Here is a 21,041-nt window from a genome sequence, read left to right as displayed (position 1 = left end):
ATCAACTTTATCAATCACGCGCCAGCGGGCGCGGGAATCTTGAAAAGCCGGAAGAAGTTTTGTGTCGTCGCGGCGGCCAGCGCCGTATCCGGCATGTCGCGCTGTTGCGCGATGAAGCGTCCGACATAACTTACGTACGCAGGTTCATTAGGCTTGCCGCGATATGGCACGGGCGCAAGGTACGGCGAGTCCGTTTCGATCAGCAAACGCTCGAGCGGCACGCGGCGCGCGACATCCTGCACGTCGGTCGCGCTCTTGAACGTGACGATGCCTGACAACGAAATGTAAAAGTTCTGCGCCAGCGCCTGCTCGGCCACCGCCCACGGTTCGGTAAAGCAATGCATCACGCCGCCCGGCTCGCTCGCGCGCTCCTCGGCCATAATGCGCAGCGTGTCTTCCGCCGACGAACGCGTGTGAATGATCAGTGGTTTCATGGTGGCGTGCGCGGCGCGGATATGGGTGCGGAAGCGCTCGCGCTGCCATTCCATATCCGCGATCGTGCGGCCTTCAAGGCGGTAGTAGTCGAGGCCTGTCTCGCCGATCGCGACCACCTTCGGATGCCCGGCCAGCTCGACGAGTTCGGCGAGACTCGGCTCGCGCATATCCTCATGATCCGGATGCACCCCGACCGACGCGAACACGTTCTCGTGCCGGCTGGCGATCTCCAGTACAGAGGGCAGCGTCTCCAGGTCGACCGATACGCACAGCGCATGCGTGACCGAATGGCTGCGCATGTTTTCGAGCACCTGTGGCAGGCGGTCGGCGAGTCCCTCGAAGTTGATATGGCAGTGCGAATCGACAAACATGATGATGTCCTGCTGATAAATAGCTTGGTGAGAATCTGGCCGTACTCAGCCCGTCAATCAAGCGGAAGCCACGTCGAGCCGCTTGCCGAGAATCACCAGATCGCGCTCCACGCCATCCAGTACCGCGACGCGCGGGAGCGACCCCCACGTGTCGAAACCGAACCCCCGGAACAGGCGCAGGCTCGCGTCATTGTGGCCAAAGATAAATCCCAGCACCGTGTCGATGCCGAGCGCCGGCGCCGTCGCGAGCGAGGCTGCAAGCAGTCGCTTGCCGAGCCCCTTGCCGCGCGCGCTTTCGTCCAGATAGATGCTGACTTCGGCAGTGCGCAAATAGGCCGGACGGCCGTAGAAATCAGAGAAGCTCAACCACGCAATCACCCGCCCGGACTGCTGCGGATCTTCCACCACCCACAGCGGGCGCTTGTGCGGGCCGTGCGCGTGAAACCACGCCAGACGGCTTTCGACGCTCACTGGCTCGAGATCGGCGGTGACTTGCCGCGACGGCACGGTCGAGTTGTAAATGGCGACGATCGCGGGCAGATCGTCGAGCGTGGCATCGCGGTAAGAAAGGCTCATGGCGATTTGAACGTGAAATGGAGGACGAATCGGCGGACGGACACACGGGTGGGCGCGGCACGGTAACGCGCACCTGCCTCGGGCAGACCGTCCGGCAGCAACAGACTTACGCGAACAGCTCGCGGTAGCCGATAAACAGTTCTTCGAACACCAACCGCGCGTTCAGCGGATGGTTCTCTACGGCGCGCTGGCGCGTCACGGTGCGCATGAAGCGTGCGAACGCGCTGGCGTCGGCTTGCGCTGCACAGCGCGTCAATGCCGCCGATGCCTGCGGAAAATAGCGTGGCGTGCCGGCTGCGCGCTGCGCCAGCAAATCGTACATCCAGCGCTGCAGCCAGCCGAGCACGAGCGGCACCGGCAGCTTCTGCAATGCCTCGCCGCAGGCAAAAGCGTCGCAGTCGGCGCCGGCGGCCAGTTGCTTGAGAGTCCAGTCACGCAGCGTGCGGTTCTCGTCGCTCGCCAGTGCGAGGGCCGTGAGCGGCGCACCGCCGGCTTCGGCGAGCAGCGCTGGCGCTTCAGCGACGCCTTGCGCGGCGAGCCACTTCGTCGCCACATCTGGCGCGGGGACCGTCATCGGCCACTGGCGGCAACGGCTGATAATGGTGGGCAGCAGGCGATCGACGCGCGCCGACACCATCAAAAACACCACGCCCGCGGGCGGCTCTTCGAGCGTTTTCAGGAGCGCGTTGGCCGCGGCAATGTTCAGCCCCTCGGCGGGATACAGGACGACCACGCGCGCACCGCCACGGTGCGAACCGACGCCGACGAAATCGAGCAAGCCACGAATCTGCTCAATCTTGATTTCCTTGCTGGGCGCGCGCGTTTTCTTGCCTTCGTCGCCGTCGGCCTTCTCGGCTTTTTCCTCTGCGGCGTTACCGAGACCGGCTTCGGCGGCCAGCGCTTCAGGCACGACGATCCGATAGTCCGGGTGATTGCCCTGCGTGAACCAGTTGCACGCCACGCACGTGCCGCAAGGCTCGCCGTTGGCCTGCTGGGCCTCGCACAGAAGCCCTTGCGCCAGGTGCTGCGCGAAGCGCAGCTTGCCGATCCCCGCCTGGCCATGGAGCAGCAAGGCGTGCGGCCAGTGCCCACGCAACTGCTGCAGGCGATTCCAGTCATCGGCTTGCCACGGATAAATCATCGTTTCTCTTTTAAATCAATCAGTTGACGATATTTGATGAGGCATCAAGCGAACTTCGTCGCTGTTATAATTCAGGATTATATTGCTTTGAAATCAAAGAACTGCAATCAATTCTTCAAGTTGCTTCTGAATACGTGCAATGCTCTGCGAAGAGTCAATGATAGCGAACCGGTACGGCGCTTCTTCCGCGCGGCGCAGATATTCGGCACGGGTGCGGTTGAAAAATGCCTCCGACTCGCTTTCGAACCGATCCGGATTGCGCGCGGCGCTGCGCCGTTCGTTGGCGATTTCCGGGGCCAGGTCGAACAGCACGGTCAGGTCCGGCTGAAAACCGCCCTGCACCCATCGTTCGAGCGTTTCCAGCTTGTCGCGCGGCAGACCGCGGCCGCCGCCCTGATACGCGAAGGTCGCGTCGGTGAAACGGTCGGACAGCACCCAGTCGCCGCGCGCCAGCGCCGGCTCGATCACTTCGGCCAGATGCTGGCGGCGTAGCGCGAACATCAGCAACGCCTCGGTTTCGAGGTCCATTTTCTGATGCAGCACGATCTCGCGAATCTGTTCGCCAAGCGGCGTGCCGCCCGGCTCACGCGTCATCACGACCGAGCGGCCGGTGCTCGCGACTTTCTCTTCGAGGCGTTCGCGAAACCAGCCCAGATGGGTGGTCTTGCCGGCACCGTCGATGCCTTCAAACGTGATGAATTTGCCCCTCGCCATCATTGCCCTCGAATGTATTTGTCCACGGCCTTGTTGTGATCGCCGAGGGTGTCAGAAAAGATACTGCTGCCGTCGCCGCGCGATACGAAGTAAAGCGCGGTGGATTGCGCCGGGTTCATCGCCGCCTGCAGCGATGCGACTCCGGGCAGTGAGATGGGGGTTGGCGGAAGGCCCATCCGGGTGTAGGTATTGTAGGGAGTGTCGGTCTGCAGGTCTTTCTTCCTGATGTGGCCGGTGTAACTGTCGCCCATGCCGTAGATCACGGTCGGGTCGGTTTGCAGCGGCATGCCGACACGCAGACGGTTCGCGAACACGGCCGCCACCATCGGCCGGTCGGATGGCTTGCCGGTTTCCTTCTCGATGATCGACGCCATCGTGAGCGCGTCGTACGGGGTCTTGTACGGCAGGTTCGGCGCTCGGGCGGTCCATGCTTCGTCGAGGCGCACGCGCATCAGCCGGTACGCGCGGCGGTAGACGTCCAGATCGCTGGTGTTCTTGTCGAACAGATAGGTGTCCGGGAAAAACAGGCCCTCACCGTTGCCGATCGACGCTTCCGGCGCGCCGATCGCGTTCATCAGATCGGTGTCGCTCATGGTGACCGTGTCGTGCTTGAGCGCCGGATTGGCGTCCAGCTCGGCACGCATACGCTTGAAGGTCCACCCTTCGATGATGGTCGCCACGTATTCGTTGACGTCGCCACGCGCGATTTTCTGCAGCACCTCGTACGGCGTGATGCCCGTCTTGAACTCGTAGTTGCCGGATTTCAGATCGCTTTGCAGCCCGAGCAGCCGCGCCATGATAACGAACAGTTCAGGCTCGACCGGCACGCCACCGCGATTGAGCTGCTGCGTGACACTGCGCAGGCTGCTGTGCGGTTTGACGGTGACATCGAGTTGCGCGGGGGTCAAATCGAGTGGGCTGGTGGCCCAATGGTATCCGCCTGCGATGGCGGCTGCGGCCAGCACAACGACGATTGAGCCGGCGACGAAACATTTCTTCAGAAGGGACATGTAAAACGTGGCTGGGTTGGACCTCATATAATACTTGTTTGCCTTAGCTAAAGTCAGAATTGACTGTTCTCGGAATCCATGAACACACCGCTCGCTACCGCTTCAGGCACGCCTTCAGTGACTCCCGCAATCGCACCCGTCGGCGCCCCTGCCACAGCGCAGGCCTCCGCGCCCGTCGGACTTCCTACGCTGCCGCGTCCTGCCGCTGACGAATTCGACGCCGTGATCCGGCACGGCGCCTACATGCCGCTCACGCAGTTCGGCGTGATCGACGCGACCGGCGACGACGCGGCGAGCTTCCTGCACGGCCAGTTGACCAACGACACGCAGCATCTCGACGCCGCCAATGCGCGCCTCGCGGGCTACTGCTCGGCCAAGGGCCGGTTGCTGGCGTCGATGCTGACGTGGCGCACGGGCGAGACGATCCGCCTGCTGGTGTCGAAAGACCTGCAGGCCGCCGTGCAGAAGCGGCTGTCCATGTTCGTCCTGCGCGCCAAGGCCAAGCTCGTGGATGCGAGTGGCGAACTGGCGGTGGTGGGCCTCGCGGGCGACGTGCGCAAGGCGCTTTCCGGTGTGTTCGATGCGCTGCCCGATGGCGTGCATGTGCAGGTGGACGGCACGGCGGGTTCGCTGATTCGTGTTCCGGACGCGCTCGAGCGGCTGCGCTATCTGTGGATCGGCCCGAAGGCCGCGATCGAAGCGCGCCTGCCCTTGCTCGACGAGAAGCTCAAGCGCGTGTCGCCGGCGGTATGGGACTGGCTCGACATTCGTGCGGGCGAACCGCGCATCACGCAACCGGTAGTCGAGCAATTCGTGCCGCAAATGGTCAATTTCGACGTGCTCGGCGCAGTCAATTTCCGCAAGGGCTGCTATCCGGGCCAGGAAGTGGTGGCGCGCAGCCAGTATCGCGGCACGATCAAACGGCGCACCTCGCTTGCGAACGTGGCGGACGAACTGGAAACGGTCAAGGCCGGTGCGGAACTGTTCCACTCGGACGATCCGGGCCAGCCGTGCGGCATGGTGGTGAATGCGGCGTCGGCGCCGGCGGGTGGCGTCGATGTGCTGGTCGAGATCAAGCTGGCGGCGCTCGAAGGCGGCACCGTCCATCTGGGCGCGGCCGACGGTCCGGCGCTGACGTTCCTGGCGTTGCCGTATGGGTTGCCGACTGAGGTTTAAGCGCCCGAAGCCGAGCGGCGCGATCAAGCGCCGCTTTTTTTCCGGCATCTGTTCCTCTATCGCTCTACGGGGAGACCGTACCCGATGTGCCTGATCGTCTTTGACTGGCGACCCGATGCGGTCGACGGACCGCTCTTCACGCTCGCCGCGAATCGCGACGAATTTTTCCGCCGCACCGCCGAGCCGATCAGTTGGTGGCATGACGCGCCGACCGTGCTGGCCGGCCGCGATCTGCTGGGCGGCGGCACGTGGCTCGGCATGTCGCGCGACGGCCGCTTCGCCGCGCTGACCAATTATCGTGCGCCGCATGAAATGCGCGCCGATGCGCCGACCCGCGGCACGCTTGTCAGCGACTGGCTCAGTGGCGCCGCAAGCGGCCCGGACCACGACCGGCACGAAACGCCGCTCGACTATCTGCAACACGTCGCGCGAACCGGCGACATCTACAACGGCTTCAATCTGCTCGTCGGTGACTGGACGCGCCGCGAACTCGGCTGGTACTGCAACCGGTCGAACGTCGCGCCCACGCTGCTTGAACCCGGCACGCACGGAATCTCGAACGCGGTACTCGATACCGCCTGGCCGAAGCTGCTTAAGAAGCGCACGGAACTGGCCGCCCTGCTCGCGCGCGACGCAATGCCGCCGCTCGAACGCCTGATCGATCTGATGCGCGATCCGCGCCTCGCGCGCGACGATGAATTGCCGTCCACCGGCATTCCACTCGAACGTGAGCGGGCGTTATCGGCGGCATTTATTGAAACGCCGGAGTACGGCACGCGCGGCACGACCGCGGTGCGCGTGATCGCGCATGGCGAGGTCATCAGCGTGGCGGCCGCCGAGCGCAGCGACGATAACGGCTCGCACCGGATCGTGCGGCCCGGCGACTTCGAGCGAAGCTTTGCATTCAACATTGAGCGCGAGATTGCCTGACGCGCTGCGGACAGCGGCGATTAGTCGACGCCGAAAGCCGCCCGCAATGCCGCGGCGGCATCCGCATGTGCCTTCGCCACGTCGGGCACGAAGCCACCCATCTTGAAGAACTCGTGAATCATGCCTGCGTAGCGATTCAGGGTGACCTGATTGCCCGCTGCACGCAGTTTTTCCGCATACGCATCGCCCTCGTCGCTTAAGGGATCGTATTCGGCGGTCGCGATCCAGGCCGGCGCGAGTCCGCTGAAATTGGGCGCGCCACGCGTACCGTCGAGCGGCGCGAAACGCCAGTCGTCGCGGTCGCGCTTATCGCGCACGTACTGCTCGAAGAACCATTGGATCGTGTCGCCGGACAGCAGGAAGCCGTCGGCAAGGCGCGAGTGCGAGTCGGTTTGCTGATAGGCCGTGGCACCCGGATAGATCAACAATTGCAGCACGAGTTTGATGCCCGCCTCGCGTGCCTGAACCGCGCACACCGTTGCCAGCGTACCGCCCGCGCTATCGCCGCCGACGGCCAGCCGCTCGGGATCGACGCCGTATTCAGCGGCGTGCGCGTGCAGCCAGGTCAACGCATCGAACGCGTCTTCAACGGCGGTGGGGAATGGGTGCTCAGGCGCGAGCCGGTAATCGACCGACAACACCGTGCACTGGCCGTCGCGCGCGAACATCCGGCACAACGCATCGTGCGTATCGACACTGCCGACCGTGAAACCGCCGCCGTGGTAGTACACCAGCACCGGCGCAGGCTCGGCCCAACTCGGCTCGACAGGCTGATAAAGACGCGCGCGAATCGTCGCGCCGTCGCGCATCGGCACATGCAGGTCCTCGACCGCGAACATTTGCGCGCTCGCGATCTCCAGAATCGGCGCGCTTTTTTCGTAGGACGCGCGCGCCTGCTGCGGGGTCAACTCATGAAGTTGCGGGCGCTTCGCGCGCGCGATCATGTCGAGTATCTGCTCGATCTTCGGATTCAACGGCATTGGGCTTTGGATGGCGAGTGGGCGCCGAAGGTCAGTAGGTCAAAAATCGGTCAAAAATCGGTCAAAAGATGGATACCGGGCGCCCCTAGCTCGCGTTCTTCACTTCGGGCTTCAGCGACATCGGATCGGTCGGATTGCGCAAATGCTCGATATCCTCGTGGCGCAGCTTCACCGTCGCCATGATGCCCGGATGCGTGATGATGTAAAACCGCCGCGCGGCGATCGCTTCGAATGTGATATCGGCGACGTCGGCCGCCGTCAGCTTGCCCGATTGCACCGCGCGTTGCAGTTGCTTGCCGGCGGCGATCTGCGAGCGGGTCGGTCCGCTATCGTTGCGCAGCTCCGCGGGCCGCGCGCGTTCGGCGTCGGCGATGCCGGTCGGCACGAAGGCCGGGCACAACAGCGAACAGCCGACCTCGCCGCCCCCCGCCGCCTGCGCGAGTTGCAGGTCGTGATAGAGCGTCTCCGTGAGCGACACGACGGCGTGCTTCGAGGCGTTGTAGATGCCCATCGCGGGCGGCGACAGCAAGCCCGCCACCGACGCCGTGTTGACGATGTGCGCGGGTTCGTTCTGCCGCAGCATGATTGGCGTGAAGGCGCGCACGCCGTGCGCGACGCCCATCACGTTGACGTTGAACACCCACGCCCAGTCGTTCGCCGAGCTCTCCCAGAGGAAGCCGCCCGAGCCCACGCCCGCGTTGTTGAACAGGAGATGCACTTTGCCGAAGGCGTCGAGCGCCGCTTGCGCAAGCGCTTCGACCTGCGCGGCATCGGACACGTCCGTCGGCACGCCGATTGCCTCGGCGCCGCCGGCGCGCAATGCGTCGACGGCTTGAGAAAGCGCCTCAGGATTCACGTCGGCAAGCACAAGCTTCATGCCCAGCGACGCGCCCTTCTCCGCGAACGCCCGGCCGAAACCGCTCGCCGCCCCGGTGATCACCGCCACCTTGCCTGCAAATTCAAACATCGTTTCTCTCCTGGGTTTGCCGGCCTGGTTTTATCGGCTCAGGTCTATCCACTCGGATCTATCGGCAGGCGGCCGTCGGCACGGGTCAAGCGGGCCCGTTCGACAGCCGCCGCGCTCAGATCAGCTTGACGAGCTGCTTGCCGAAGTTCTTGCCCTTCAGGAGACCCATAAACGCCTCGGGCGCGGCATCGAGCCCTTCTGCGATGGTCTCGCGATACTGCAGCTTCTTCTGCGCGACCAGCGTGCCGAGTTGTTTGAGCGCTTCCGGCCACACGTCCATGTGTTCGCTGACGATAAAGCCTTGCACCAGCAGCCGCTGCGTGAGCATCAGCGACGGCTGCTTGAGCGGCAGCGGCTGGCCATCGTAGCCCGCGATAAATCCGCACAACGCGATGCGGCCGAACGCGTTCATGCGCGCGAGCGTCACGTCAAGCACTTCGCCGCCGACATTCTCAAAGTAGCCGTCGACACCGTCCGGCGTGACAGCTTTGAGCGCCTGATACAGATTGCCGGCCTTGTAGTCGACGCAAGCATCGAAGCCGAGCGTTTCGACCACGTAGCGGCACTTTTCCGCGCCGCCCGCAATGCCGACCGCACGCGCGCCGGCCAGCTTCGCCAGTTGCCCGACCACACCGCCCACGGCTCCACTCGCCGCGCTGACCACCACCGTCTCGCCCGCTTTCGGCGCGATGATCCGGTTCAGGCCGTACCAAGCCGTCACGCCGGGCATGCCGACCGGCCCAAGCCAGGCTGACAGCGGCACGTGCGTATCGTCGACTTTCTGCACGCCCGCACCGTTCGAGACGCCGTACTCCTGCCAGCCGAACATCGCGACGACCTTGTCGCCCACCGCGAATTTCGGATTCTTCGACTCCACCACTTCGCCCACCGTGCCGCCGATCATCACTTCATTCAGCGGCTGCGGCGCTGCATACGACTTGCTGTCGTTCATGCGGCCGCGCATGTACGGATCGAGCGACAGAAAGTGATTGCGCACGCGGAATTCGCCATCGGCAAGCGGTGCAAGCGGCGTTTCGACGAGCTTGAAGTTGTCCGGCGTAACAGCGCCTTGCGGACGCGAAGCCAGCACGAGTTGACGGTTGATCTGGGGCATGACGATCGTCTCCATGGGTTACCGATGTAATCGGCGAATAATTCGAATGAACGGTAACGCTGTCTGCAACAACGAGATCCGGCACGCGCGGCGCTCAGCACGCGCGCTGGCCATCTTGCGATTAGCTGTCGCTTGGACCGGGTTTTGCCGAAGGATCGCTGCGCAGACGCTGTCGCGTCACGTCGCGGCCCACGGCGAGGCGCCGCATGTATTTGAAGGTGCCGAGCGCCTTGGCGACGAAGTGCCCTTCGCTATCGCGGATCTCGCCTTCGCAATAGGCCATGGTGGTCGAACGGTGCAGCACGCGGCCGGTGGCGCGCAATTCGCCGCGGCCGGGCTGCATGAAGTTGACCTTCATCTCGACGGTGACCACGCCGACGCCGTCGCCGGCGAGGCTGCGCGCGGCCATCGCGAGCGCGACGTCGGCGAGCGTCATGGTTACGCCGCCATGCGCGACATCCCACGTGTTCATGTGATCGGGCTGCAGCGGCAGCACGATTTCGCTGACGCCGTCGCCAACCGACACGAGTTGCACGCCGAGCCGGTCGACGAAGGGACTTTCGGGCAATGAAGCGCCGCCCGTTTTAGATGATCTGGATGAGGGGGAATCGGTCATGGCTGATTTCAGATTTCGTAGTCGACACATTCACGCGATTCGCGCACCGCGCCGACGAAGCCCTTCAGCGCCGTGTGCGCCGGATGGACCTGGTAGGCGTCGAGAGCGGTCTTGTCGGCGAAGTCCGACACCAGCACGACGTGGCAGGTCGATTCGAGGCCCGATGCCGCGATGCCGACTTCGAACTTGAGCATGCCGGGAACGATGTCGCGGCAGCCTTCGAGCTTTTCCTTCAGTTTCAGGGCGTTTTCAGCACACGAGGCACCTTCTGCGTGTTCTTTGAGCTTCCACATCACAATATGACGGATCACGGGATCACCTTGTTCGGTTCGATTCGTTGGTACGCTCAACGGCGCACGCACGCAACGGGAAATGATAACCGCTATGGCGTTCACGCATGCGCCACCATCCGTGCCGCGAGGCGCCCTAACCTGCGCACCGCCTCATCGGCCTGATCGAGATCCGTGCTCGGACAACTCAGGCGAATAAAGTGATCGAAGCGCCCAGCGTTCGAGAACACCGTTCCCGGCATCACGCGGATGCCTTCATCCAGAGCTGCATCGAAAAAACGAGACGACGACACGTCGCGCGGCAGCTCGATCCAGAAGAACATGCCGCCGCCCGGTGGCGTGAAACGCGTCCCGTCGGGAAAGGATGCGGCAATTGCCGCAGCCATTCGTTCGCGCTGAATCCGCAGACGGTCGCGCAAACGCCGCAGATGCCGTTCATACGCATTCGTTTCCAGAAATTCGGCGAGCACGACTTGCGACAACTGCTCGTTATGGCGCGACTGTGCGAACTTCAGCATGCCGATACGCGGATGCCACCGCCCGCCGTTGATCCAGCCGACCCGCATGCCGGGTGCGAGCGTCTTGTTGAACGACGTGCAATGGATCACCGTGCCGTCTGCGTCCCAGGCCTTCAGCGATCTGGGCGGCTGAGCGGTGTCGGCGAGTTCGCGGTAGGGATCGTCTTCGATCAACGGAATGCCGGCTCGCGCGCACAGTTCGACAAGCCGCGCCTTGTGTGCGTCCGGCATGACACTGCCGAGCGGGTTCTGCAGATTCGGCACCACCACCACGGCCTTGATGTCGGGATGCGTTTGCAGCGCGAATGCCAGCGCTTCGATGGCGAGGCCGGTGGTCGGACTGGCCGGGATTTCGAGCGCCCGCAGGCCGAGGCTTTCGAGCGCCTGCAGCAAGCCGAAGAAGCACGGCGATTCCACCGCGACCGTGTCGCCCGGCTGCGTGACGGCGCGCAAGGCCAGGTTCACGGCCTCGATGCCGCCGTGGGTCATGATCACGTCGTCCGCACCGATCTGGATGCCGACGTCGAGCGCGCGGCGCGCAATGATCGCGCGCAGTTCAGGATCGCCCTGATCGGGTCCGGCCGCGGTCAGCAAGGTCGGCCGTCGGCGCAACGCGCGCAGCGCGGCTTTCTGCAAAGCGTCAGTGGGGTAAAGATCGGGCGACGCGGTCGCGCCGCCGAGATTCAGCGCGTCGGGATAGCGCTGAAATTTCGACACGATTGCCGAAATCGCGGAATGGATGCCAACGAACTGCGCGGCACCGGGCGCGGCCGCGAGGTCGGGTTCGGTTGCGGCCGGCAACGTAGCCGTCTGGCGGGCGCGCACGAAGTAACCCGCGCGCGGCCGGGCGTCGATCAGCGCATCGCGCTCCAGGGTGCGATAACTCTCGGTAGCCGTCGCGAGGCTTACGCCGTGCCGCTGCATGAACGCGCGCATCGACGGCATGCGATCGCCGGGGCGCAGCACGCCGTTATCGATTGCACGACGGTATTGCTCGGCTAGTTGGCGGTAAAGGGGGCGGCCGTCCGTTGGGCGACCGTCAGAGGGATGGCCATCCGGCGATAGACGGTCCGCGCGCAGGTCCACGGCCGGCGCTTGCGCCGACAGGCTGACCGGGGTCCCGTCCACCGGCGGCACTTCCGCGCGGTCCACAAGCGGTTCATCTGGCATAAGGATCGAAGCGTTCATGATCCGATGGTGCGGATAGTTCGTGCGTGGCGACAGATACACATCGGCTCGATTCCAACCGATACAGCATGCGCAAACGCCATGTTGTACCGGTTCACATTGCCCATGGCTGCGCCTGTTTTCATGTGGACGAACTCAATAAGCTGTGCAGCATGGAAACGGTTTAAAGGAATCGGTCATGCCCATCACTCAACCTCGCGCCGGTTTGCCTCGCGACACCGCTACCTCGCGCGTTGCGGCCGGCCAGATGGCCGTGCACGATCTGCGCGCACGAACTTCGATCGTGGCTGTGGAAGGCAATCTCCAACTCGACTTCCGCGATCATTCTCTGGCGTGGCTCGGCGACAGCGTCCCGGTCACGTCAGTCACGCTGCCCGAAGGCGATTGCTATGTCATGCCACAGCGCGGCGTTGTATCGATCAGCGCAGCGCATGCGCAATCCGCCGTGTTCGCTGTCCAGCCAAGCCGGGTCGAAAACGAGCGGCACGGTTTCGTCAGCCAGGCCGTGCGTAGCCTGACCGGCCTCGTCAAGACGCGGATGCGGCGCGCCACTTAAAACGTCCCTACCGGCGCGGAACGGCCCGCTACAATGCATGACCCAAGCCGCTTCCTTCGAGGTGCCGGTCATGTCCTTCCTTCGCGCGTTGCTGTCCCGCCGTCCTGCCCGTTTAGCCGCAATCCTCGCGGTCGTCACGCTAACGCTCAACGGCTGCGCCGGACTGTTCGGCGGCGACCCTTTGCGCGTCAACGTGGCCGGCATCGAGCCGGTCGACGGCCAGGGCCTGGAGATGCGCTTCAACGTCAAACTGCGCGTACAGAATCCCAATGAATCAGCGGTCAACTTCGACGGCGTGTCGCTCGATCTCGAACTGAACGGCAAACCGTTCGCCAGCGGTGTCAGCGATCAGAGCGGCACCGTGCCGCGTTTTGGCGAGACAGTCGTCAATGTCCCGCTGACGGTGCCCGCCTTCGCCGCGGTTCGCCAGGCATTCGCGTTTGCTGGCGCCGTGCAAGCGGGCGCCGTGCAAGCGGGCGCCGTGCAAGCGGGCGCCGTGCAGTCGGGACAGATTCCGTACATCCTGCGCGGCAAGCTCGCCGGCGGCCTGACAGGCACGACACGCTTCGTCAATCAAGGTACGCTAAGCCTGCCGGCGCTCGGCATGGCTTCGCCCTGATGCGGCGGGTCCGTGCAGCCGGCAGATGCCGGTGATTCATGCCGGCCACCCGGGCCAGCCCGACCCACGCGAACAAAAAACGGGTGCCATGGATTCAATGCCTGCACGTCTCATCGCACCGAACCACACGACACCCGCTTTTAATCAGGCCAGCGCCCGCGCCTGATCACACTACTTCGAACAGACCCGCCGCGCCCTGGCCGCCGCCGATACACATCGTCACGACAACCAGCTTCGCACCGCGCCGCTTGCCTTCGATCAGCGCATGACCGGTCAAACGCGCGCCCGACACGCCATACGGATGACCCACCGCGATCGCGCCGCCGTTCACGTTCAGGCGGTCGTGCGGAATGCCGAGCTTGTCGGCGCAATACAGCACCTGCACCGCGAACGCTTCGTTCAGCTCCCACAGGTCGATATCCTCGACCTTCAGGCCTGCCTGCTTGAGCAGCTTCGGCACAGCGAAGACCGGGCCGATGCCCATTTCATCCGGCTCGCAACCGGCCACCGCAAAGCCGCGGAAAATGCCCAGCGGTTGCAGACCTTCGCGCTCCGCGACTTTCGCGTTCATCACGACGCAAGCCGACGCGCCGTCCGAGAACTGGCTCGCGTTGCCCGCGGTGATCACGCCGCCCGGCATCGCTGTACGGATCTTCGACACGCCTTCGAGCGTCGTATCGGCACGAATGCCTTCGTCGGCGCTGACAGTCACTTCTTTCGTGAAGAGACGGCCGGTCGCTTTGTCGGCGACGCCGGCCAGCACCGTCAGCGGCACGATCTCGTCCTTGAACTTGCCGGCTTCGAGCGCGGCCGCGGCACGTTGTTGCGAGCGCACGCCGTATTCGTCCTGACGTTCCTTCGAGATCGAATAGCGCTTCGCGACGTTCTCGGCGGTCTGCAGCATCGACCAGTAGATTTCCGGCTTGTTCTTGCTGAGCCAGCCTTCGGCCACCATGTGGCGGTTCATCTCGTTCTGCACACACGAGATCGATTCCACGCCACCCGCGACAAACACATCGCCCTCACCGGCGATCACGCGTTGCGCGGCCAGTGCGATCGTTTGCAAACCCGACGAGCAGAAACGGTTCACCGTCATGCCCGGCACGCTGACCGGCAAACCCGCGCGCAGTGCGATCTGCCGCGCGATGTTGGCGCCCGTCGCGCCTTCCGGATTCGCGCAGCCCATGATCACATCTTCAATGCGCGCCGGGTCCAGCTTCGCGCGCTCGACAGCGGCCTGCGTCGCATGGCCGCCGAGCGTGGCGCCGTGCGTCATGTTGAAACCGCCGCGCCATGATTTGGCGAGGGCCGTACGGGCGGTCGATACGATTACGGCGTCAGTCATGCAAGTCTCCTATGTCGACCCGAGTTGGCGCTTTAGCGCTTACTCGGGTCCTATGCAAAGCGGTCGACCCGAGTTGGCGCTTTAGCGCTTACTCGGGTCCTATGCAAAGCGGTCGACCCGAGTTGGCGCATTAGCGCTTACTCGGGTCCCAAGCCAGTTGGCTGGTCAATCCAGATGTTGATGGTGGGCACGCCGGCGAATCGCTCAAGCGCCCCACTTCATTCATTTCGCTTATTTCACCCAGGCAGCGGCGATTCAACCGTTGAACCCACGGCCCTTCGCCGCAAGCTCCGCGATGCTCGGTGCCAATTGCCACGCGTCGCCATTCGGCCGCGACGCATAGCGGCGAATCGCGCGCTCAACGTTGTAAAGGCCGACCGTATCCGCGTACAGCATCGGACCGCCGCGATAGAGCGGGAAGCCGTAGCCGGTCAGATAGACCATGTCGATGTCCGACGCCTTCGACGCAATGCCTTCCTCGAGAATCTTCGCGCCTTCGTTGACGAGCGCGAACACGAGGCGCTCGACGATTTCCTCGTCGCTGATCTTGCGGCGCTCGGCGTTGGTTTCCTTCGAGAACGCCGCAATCATCTCGTCGACCACGTTCGACGGATACGCGGTGCGGTCGCCCGCCTTGTAGTCGTACCAGCCGCCACCGGTCTTCTGGCCAAAGCGCCCCGTCTCGCACAGACGGTCGGCGATCTTCGAGTAGTGCATGTCAGGTTGTTCCTGATAGCGGCGCTTGCGGATCGCCCAGCCGATGTCGTTACCGGCCAGATCGCTCATGCGGAACGGGCCCATCGCGAAACCGAACTTCTCGATGGCCTTGTCCACTTGAGCGGGCAATGCGCCTTCTTCGAGCATGAACAGCGCCTGGCGGATGTACTGCTCGATCATCCGGTTGCCGATGAAGCCGTCGCACACGCCCGAGACCACGGCGGTCTTTTTGATCTTCTTCGCGAGCTTCATGACGGTGGCGAGCACGTCTTTCGCCGTGTCCTTGCCGCGCACCACTTCGAGCAGCTTCATCACGTTGGCCGGGCTGAAGAAGTGCATGCCGACCACGTCTTGCGGACGCTTAGTGAAAGCAGCGATCTTGTCCACATCCAGCGTCGACGTGTTCGAGGCCAGGATCGCGCCCGGCTTCGCCACTTCGTCGAGGCGCTTGAACACCTGCTCCTTGACGCCGAGTTCTTCGAACACGGCTTCGACGATCATGTCGGCGTTTTTCAGGTCATCGTAGGAGAGCGTCGGCGTGATCAAAGCCATGCGCTGTTCCAGCGCTTCAGGCTTGAGCTTGCCTTTCTTGACGGTCGCTTCGTAGTTCTTGCGGATCGTGGCGACACCGCGATCGAGCGCTTCCTGCTTCGTTTCCAACAGCGTGACCGGAATGCCCGCGTTGATGAAGTTCATCGCGATGCCGCCGCCCATCGTGCCGGCACCGATCACGGCCACCTGCTTGATGTCGCGCACCGGCGTATCGGAAGGCACGTCAGGAATCTTGCTCGCGGCGCGTTCACCGAAGAACGCATGACGCAACGCATGGCTTTCCGGCGTCTGCACGAGCGCGATGAAGCATTCGCGTTCGAACGCGAGGCCCTTGTCGAAACCGTTCTGTACGCCCGCTTCCACCGCGTCGATGCACTTCAGCGGCGCCGGGAAGTTTTTAGCGACAGCCGCGACGCTATTGCGTGCGAACTGGATGAAACCGGCGGCATTCGGATGCTCGATCTTGCGGTCGCGCACCTTCGGATGCGGGTCGGTTTTGGCGCCGACCTTGCGGGCGAACGTGAGCGCCGCTTCGGCGAGATCGCCTTCCACGACTTCGTCGAACAGGCCCGAATCGGCCAGCTTCTCCGACATCACCGGCGCACCGGAAACAATCATGTTGAGCGCGGCTTCAAGGCCGATTGCACGCGGCAGACGCTGGGTGCCGCCTGCCCCCGGCAGGATGCCGAGCTTCACTTCCGGCAGCGCGATCTGCGCGCCGGGTGCGGCGATGCGGTAATGCGCGCCGAGCGCCAGTTCGAGACCGCCGCCCATGGCAACGCTATGAATCGCGGCGATAACCGGCTTGGCGCTGCCCTCGACGGCCTTGATGACCGTGGCGAGCGTCGGCTCCTGGGTTGCCTTCGGCGTGTTGAATTCGGTGATATCGGCGCCGCCCGAGAAGGCTTTGCCGGCGCCTGTCAGCACGATCGCCTTGATAGCCGGATCGTTCTGCGCGCGCTCGATTCCTTCAACGATACCGGCTCGAGTCGAGAGGCCGAGACCGTTTACCGGGGGATTGTTCAGCGTGATGACGGCCACGCCGTCATGAGTTGTGTAGTCCACTGCCATCTGCCTGCCTCCGTGCGATGAGGCGGCGCATGACGCGCCGCCCGTCCGGTTGATCGAGTCGGTTCATTGTCCGACTTTAGCGCCGATTTCCCGGGGTCAGCAGGCAGAATACACAAAAAAGCACGCTCGTTCAATTTATCGTTGGGCGGGGTTTCCCCTGGCAAGCGGCGTAAGGGGGCAATCCTTCTCGTCTTCGAGCGCGGACGGCAGGACGTGGTCGCGGAAAATGTCGCGCAGCTTGAGTTTTTGCAACTTGCCGGTGGCCGTGTGCGGGAGTTCGTCGACGAAGACGACGTCGTCGGGAATCCACCATTTGGCGACCTTGCCGTCGTAAAACGCGAGCAGTTCTTCGCGCGTCACGTCGAAACCCGCCCGCTTGACGACCACCAGCAGCGGCCGCTCGGTCCATTTCGGATGCGCGCAGGCGATGCACGCCGCCTCGGCCACCGCCGGATGCGCAATCGCAACGTTCTCGATGTCGATCGAACTGATCCACTCGCCACCCGACTTGATCACGTCTTTCGAGCGATCCGTGATATGCAGGAAGCTATCGCGGTCGATGGTGGCGACGTCGCCGGTCGGGAACCAGCCGTCCACCAGCGGCGAATCGTCCTTGCGGAAATAGCGGTCGATCACCCAGGGGCCGCGCACGTGCAGATCGCCGAACGCCACGCCGTCCCAAGGCAGATCGCGTCCGTCTTCGCCGACGATTTTCATATCGACGCCGTACAGCACATGGCCCTGCTTTTCGAGCAATTTGCGCTGCTCTGCCAGCGGACGCTGACTCTGCTCCCACGTCAGTTTCGACAAGGTACCGAGCGGCGACATTTCCGTCATGCCCCATGCATGGATCACCTGCACGCCGTACTCGTCCTCGAAGGCTCGCAGCATGGCCGGCGGACAGGCCGAGCCACCGATCACCGTGCGATTAAGCGAAGAAAAGCGCACCTTGGCCTCGCGCAGATAGTTGAGCAAGCCGAGCCACACGGTCGGCACACCCGCCGAATACGTGACGCGCTCGCTTTCCATCAATTCATAGAGCGATTTGCCGTCGAGATCCTTGCCGGGAAAGACCAGCTTCGCGCCGGTCAGCGGCGCGGCATGCGGAATGCCCCAGGCGTTCACATGGAACATCGGCACGACCGGCAGCACGGAGTCGCGCGCGGACAGGCTCATCGCATCGGGCAGTGACGCGCCGAACGCGTGCAGCACGGTGGAGCGGTGCGAATACAGTGCACCTTTCGGGTTGCCGGTGGTGCCCGACGTATAGCAGAGGTACGACGCCTGACGCTCGTCGATGGCCGGCCATTCGTAATGGCCATCCTGCGCGTCGACCAATGTTTCGTAGCTCTGCACCGGCGTTTGCATTGCCGGCAGATGGGCTTCGTCGGCCAGTGCGACCCAGCCGCGGACTTTGGGGCACTGTGGCGCAAGCACATCGACGAGCGGCGCGAACGTGGTGTCGAACAGCACGTAGGCGTCGTCGGCGTGATTGACGATGTAGGCGATCTGGTCGGGAAAGAGGCGCGGATTGATGGTGTGGCACACGGCGCCGAAGCCCACCGTGCCGTAATACGCTTCCAGATGCCGGTAGCCGTTCCAGGCCAGCGTGGCCACCCGCTCGCCCGGTTCGACGCCGAGCGCGATCAGCGCCTGCGCCAACTGCTTCGCGCGCTTTTCGCAGTCGCGGTAGGTGTAGCGATGCACGTCGCCTTCGATGCGTCGCGACACGATCTCGGTGTCGCCGAAATGCCGCGCGGCATGCGCGAGCAACGAGGACACGGTGAGCGGCACGTCCATCATCTGGCCTAGCAGCGGCGTCGTCATAAAGAGAGGTCTCCTCGCCTTGTTTGCTTCATTGGGGTTGCAATTCGGGACCGCTCGGCGCGCTCCGTTCGAGTCGCGCGACATGCGCCGGTGGGTTTCTCGCGGCGTGCACTGGAACGGCGCAGGCGCGCTTCGGCAGGAGACGCCCGGCACGCAGGTGGCGCCGGGCTGACGGCCAGCCAGCAGTTCCGCGGGCGCGGACTTACAATATCGGTTAATCCAGAGGCGCTCAATATGTCGTTTTCCCCAAGCATTGCAGGGTTATCCGGGCCTTTGTCGGCTCTTTCCGACGCACTTACCACCTCGCCCGAAAGCGCATTTGCGCGCCTTGGCAGCACGTTTCTGACGCGCCTGCCCGCGGCGCCGTTGAGTGCGCCGTACGTGGTCGGGTTCTCCGAAGAAACCGCCGCGCTGCTCGGTTTAGAGCCCGGGCTCCAGAATGATCCAGGCTTCGCCGAACTGTTCTCCGGCAACGCCACGCGTGAATGGCACGCCGACGTGCTGCCGTATGCGTCGGTATATTCAGGGCATCAGTTCGGCGTGTGGGCCGGCCAGCTCGGCGACGGCCGCGCGCTCGGTCTCGGCGAAGTCGAACATAACGGCCAACGCTTCGAGTTGCAGTTGAAAGGCGCGGGCCGCACGCCCTATTCGCGCATGGGCGACGGCCGCGCGGTGCTGCGTTCGTCGATCCGCGAATATCTGTGTTCGGAAGCGATGCATCACCTCGGCATTCCGACCACGCGGGCACTCTGCGTGATCGGCTCCGACCAGCCGGTGCGCCGCGAGGAAGTCGAAACCGCTGCGGTTGTCACGCGCGTGGCGCCGAGTTTCGTGCGCTTCGGGCACTTCGAGCATTTCTATTCGAACGATCGCGTCGATGCGCTGCGCGCGCTCGCCGATCACGTGATCGAACGCTTCTATCCGCATTGCCGCGAAGCCGACGATCCCTATCTCGCGCTGCTGAATGAAGCGGTGATGTCGACGGCCGATCTCATGGTCGAATGGCAGGCCGTCGGCTTCTGCCACGGCGTGATGAATACCGACAACATGTCGATCCTCGGCCTCACGATCGACTACGGCCCGTTCGGTTTCATGGACGGCTTCGACGCCGGCTACATCTGCAATCACTCGGACTCGCAAGGCCGTTACGCGTACAAGATGCAGCCGCAGATCGCGTACTGGAATCTCTTTTGCCTGGCGCAAGGCCTGCTGCCGCTGCTGGGCGAACAGCATGAGGAAAGCGTGCGCGGCGATAAGGCGATCGAAGACGCGCAGCGCGTGCTCGGCGGTTTCAAGGAGCGTTTCGCGCCGGCGTTGGAAAAGCGCATGCGCGCGAAGCTCGGCCTCGAAACCGGGCGCGAAGGCGATGACACACTAGTCAACCGTCTGTTCGAAGTGATGCATGCCAACCGTGCGGATTTCACGCTGACGTTCCGCAATCTGGCGCGCATTTCCAAACACGATGCGAGCGGCGATGCGCCGGTGCGCGACCTGTTCCTCGACCGCGCCGCCTTCGATACGTGGGTGAACGACTATCGCGTGCGCCTGTCCGAAGAATCGCGCGACGACGCCGCGCGCGCCATTGCAATGAACCAGGTGAACCCCAAATTCGTACTTCGCAATCATCTGGCGGAAACGGCGATCCGCCGCGCGAAAGAGAAGGATTTCTCCGAAGTGGAACGCCTGGCCGCCGTGCTGCGCCGTCCGTTCGACGAGCAGCCGGAAAACGACGCGTATGCGGGGCTGCCGCCGGATTGGGCCAGCTCGCTGGAAGTGAGTTGCTCTTCCTGATGTGACGTCACGTGATTTGAAGTGACGAGCCCCACACAATAACCCCGAGACAGGAACCCCGACCATGAACAAACCCGACGACTCCAACACCGGCGCCCCCGCCGTGCAGAAAGACGACGCCGAGTGGCGCAAACAGCTCTCCGAGATCGAATATCAGGTCACCCGCCACGCGGCCACCGAGCGCCCCTTCACCGGCCGCTACCACGATCACTGGGACCGCGGCGTCTATGACTGCGTCTGCTGCGGCACGCCGCTGTTCGAATCGGACACCAAGTTCGATGCCGGTTGCGGCTGGCCGAGCTACTTCAAGCCGATCAACGGCGAGGTGATCGCCGAGAAAACCGACCGCACGCACGGCATGCTGCGCATCGAGGTGCAGTGCAAGAACTGCGGCGCACATCTTGGCCACGTGTTCGAAGACGGACCGGTGCCGACCGGTCTGCGTTACTGCATCAATTCGGCTGCGTTACAATTCGAGCCCAAGTAACGCAGCGCGGAGTTCGACGCGTTGCCGGCAGGCATCTGTCTTCAGGCGCC

The 21,041-nt window shown here is 63.8% G+C and carries 20 protein-coding genes; 6 read left to right on the top strand and 14 right to left on the bottom strand.

Features of this window, described 5'->3' with window-relative positions; genetic code table 11:
• Nucleotides 1-14 precede the first annotated feature (14 nt).
• The 5 genes from KHO23_RS14970 to mltG all read right to left on the bottom strand — a co-directional run bounded on the left by KHO23_RS14970 (nucleotide 15) and on the right by mltG (nucleotide 4,247).
• On the bottom strand, nucleotides 15-806 hold the full coding sequence (locus tag KHO23_RS14970) for a TatD family hydrolase (RefSeq protein ID WP_211612010.1): 792 nt from the start codon (nucleotides 804-806) through the stop codon (nucleotides 15-17).
• Between the two features lie 57 nt (nucleotides 807-863).
• A complete protein-coding gene (locus KHO23_RS14965) occupies nucleotides 864-1,382 on the bottom strand; it encodes a GNAT family N-acetyltransferase (protein WP_211612009.1) in 519 nt (172 codons plus the stop codon).
• 106 nt (nucleotides 1,383-1,488) lie between these two features.
• Nucleotides 1,489-2,523 carry a DNA polymerase III subunit delta' gene (locus KHO23_RS14960; RefSeq protein ID WP_211612008.1) on the bottom strand — a complete coding sequence of 345 codons (1,035 nt, stop codon included), beginning with the start codon at nucleotides 2,521-2,523 and terminating at the stop codon, nucleotides 1,489-1,491.
• A gap of 93 nt (nucleotides 2,524-2,616) precedes the next feature.
• Complete coding sequence (gene tmk / locus KHO23_RS14955; RefSeq protein WP_211612199.1) at nucleotides 2,617-3,237, bottom strand: dTMP kinase; 621 nt, start codon at nucleotides 3,235-3,237, stop codon at nucleotides 2,617-2,619.
• Nucleotides 3,237-4,247 carry an endolytic transglycosylase MltG gene (gene mltG, locus KHO23_RS14950; protein ID WP_211612198.1) on the bottom strand — a complete coding sequence of 337 codons (1,011 nt, stop codon included), beginning with the start codon at nucleotides 4,245-4,247 and terminating at the stop codon, nucleotides 3,237-3,239. The genes tmk and mltG overlap by 1 nt, the downstream gene beginning before the upstream one ends.
• A 78-nt stretch (nucleotides 4,248-4,325) precedes the next feature.
• Here mltG and ygfZ point away from each other — a divergent pair, with 78 nt between their 5' ends.
• Together ygfZ and KHO23_RS14940 are read left to right on the top strand one after the other, a co-directional pair.
• Entirely contained in the window at nucleotides 4,326-5,423 is a 1,098-nt protein-coding gene (gene ygfZ / locus KHO23_RS14945) for a CAF17-like 4Fe-4S cluster assembly/insertion protein YgfZ (protein ID WP_211612007.1), read from the top strand.
• 84 nt (nucleotides 5,424-5,507) lie between these two features.
• Nucleotides 5,508-6,353 carry an NRDE family protein gene (locus tag KHO23_RS14940; protein WP_211612006.1) on the top strand — a complete coding sequence of 282 codons (846 nt, stop codon included), beginning with the start codon at nucleotides 5,508-5,510 and terminating at the stop codon, nucleotides 6,351-6,353.
• A 20-nt stretch (nucleotides 6,354-6,373) separates the two neighbouring features.
• Here the strand turns inward: KHO23_RS14940 and KHO23_RS14935 are convergent, their stop codons facing one another.
• The 6 genes from KHO23_RS14935 to KHO23_RS14910 form a co-directional block, all read right to left on the bottom strand.
• Nucleotides 6,374-7,333 carry an alpha/beta hydrolase gene (locus tag KHO23_RS14935; RefSeq protein WP_211612005.1) on the bottom strand — a complete coding sequence of 320 codons (960 nt, stop codon included), beginning with the start codon at nucleotides 7,331-7,333 and terminating at the stop codon, nucleotides 6,374-6,376.
• An 85-nt stretch (nucleotides 7,334-7,418) separates the two neighbouring features.
• Nucleotides 7,419-8,300 (bottom strand): SDR family oxidoreductase, encoded by an 882-nt coding sequence (locus KHO23_RS14930; RefSeq protein ID WP_211612004.1) that lies wholly within the window; start codon nucleotides 8,298-8,300, stop codon nucleotides 7,419-7,421.
• A gap of 115 nt (nucleotides 8,301-8,415) precedes the next feature.
• A complete protein-coding gene (locus KHO23_RS14925) occupies nucleotides 8,416-9,414 on the bottom strand; it encodes an NADP-dependent oxidoreductase (protein ID WP_211612003.1) in 999 nt (332 codons plus the stop codon).
• Between the two features lie 121 nt (nucleotides 9,415-9,535).
• Entirely contained in the window at nucleotides 9,536-10,030 is a 495-nt protein-coding gene (locus tag KHO23_RS14920) for a PaaI family thioesterase (RefSeq protein ID WP_211612002.1), read from the bottom strand.
• A gap of 8 nt (nucleotides 10,031-10,038) precedes the next feature.
• Nucleotides 10,039-10,341, bottom strand: coding sequence for a Dabb family protein (locus KHO23_RS14915; protein WP_211612001.1), 303 nt, complete (start codon nucleotides 10,339-10,341; stop codon nucleotides 10,039-10,041).
• A gap of 80 nt (nucleotides 10,342-10,421) precedes the next feature.
• Nucleotides 10,422-12,026: an aminotransferase-like domain-containing protein gene (locus tag KHO23_RS14910; protein WP_236066856.1), complete on the bottom strand. Its 1,605-nt coding sequence runs from the start codon at nucleotides 12,024-12,026 to the stop codon at nucleotides 10,422-10,424.
• A gap of 178 nt (nucleotides 12,027-12,204) precedes the next feature.
• Between KHO23_RS14910 and KHO23_RS14905 the strand changes: the two genes are divergently transcribed.
• Nucleotides 12,205-12,582 (top strand): cupin domain-containing protein, encoded by a 378-nt coding sequence (locus KHO23_RS14905; protein ID WP_211612000.1) that lies wholly within the window; start codon nucleotides 12,205-12,207, stop codon nucleotides 12,580-12,582.
• Between the two features lie 70 nt (nucleotides 12,583-12,652).
• Entirely contained in the window at nucleotides 12,653-13,201 is a 549-nt protein-coding gene (locus KHO23_RS14900; RefSeq protein WP_211611999.1) for an LEA type 2 family protein, read from the top strand.
• Nucleotides 13,202-13,367: 166 nt separating this feature from the next.
• Here KHO23_RS14900 and KHO23_RS14895 read toward each other — a convergent pair whose 3' ends face one another.
• The 3 genes from KHO23_RS14895 to KHO23_RS14885 all read right to left on the bottom strand — a co-directional run bounded on the left by KHO23_RS14895 (nucleotide 13,368) and on the right by KHO23_RS14885 (nucleotide 18,713).
• Nucleotides 13,368-14,546 carry an acetyl-CoA C-acyltransferase gene (locus KHO23_RS14895; RefSeq protein ID WP_211611998.1) on the bottom strand — a complete coding sequence of 393 codons (1,179 nt, stop codon included), beginning with the start codon at nucleotides 14,544-14,546 and terminating at the stop codon, nucleotides 13,368-13,370.
• Between the two features lie 255 nt (nucleotides 14,547-14,801).
• A complete protein-coding gene (locus tag KHO23_RS14890; RefSeq protein WP_211611997.1) occupies nucleotides 14,802-16,886 on the bottom strand; it encodes a 3-hydroxyacyl-CoA dehydrogenase NAD-binding domain-containing protein in 2,085 nt (694 codons plus the stop codon).
• 135 nt (nucleotides 16,887-17,021) lie between these two features.
• Nucleotides 17,022-18,713, bottom strand: coding sequence for a 3-(methylthio)propionyl-CoA ligase (locus tag KHO23_RS14885; RefSeq protein ID WP_211611996.1), 1,692 nt, complete (start codon nucleotides 18,711-18,713; stop codon nucleotides 17,022-17,024).
• Between the two features lie 234 nt (nucleotides 18,714-18,947).
• On the opposite strand from KHO23_RS14885, the gene KHO23_RS14880 reads away from it, so the two are divergent.
• Nucleotides 18,948-20,504: a protein adenylyltransferase SelO gene (locus KHO23_RS14880; protein WP_211611995.1), complete on the top strand. Its 1,557-nt coding sequence runs from the start codon at nucleotides 18,948-18,950 to the stop codon at nucleotides 20,502-20,504.
• A gap of 64 nt (nucleotides 20,505-20,568) precedes the next feature.
• Nucleotides 20,569-20,991: a peptide-methionine (R)-S-oxide reductase MsrB gene (msrB, locus tag KHO23_RS14875; protein ID WP_211611994.1), complete on the top strand. Its 423-nt coding sequence runs from the start codon at nucleotides 20,569-20,571 to the stop codon at nucleotides 20,989-20,991.
• The last annotated feature ends 50 nt before the right edge of the window (nucleotides 20,992-21,041 follow it).

The sequence above is a fragment of the Paraburkholderia haematera genome (assembly GCF_905220975.1).
GTDB classification, from domain to species: Bacteria; Pseudomonadota; Gammaproteobacteria; order Burkholderiales; family Burkholderiaceae; genus Paraburkholderia; species Paraburkholderia haematera.
Note: the sequence above shows the minus strand (reverse complement) of the source record. Positions and strands in the feature narration are given on the sequence as shown.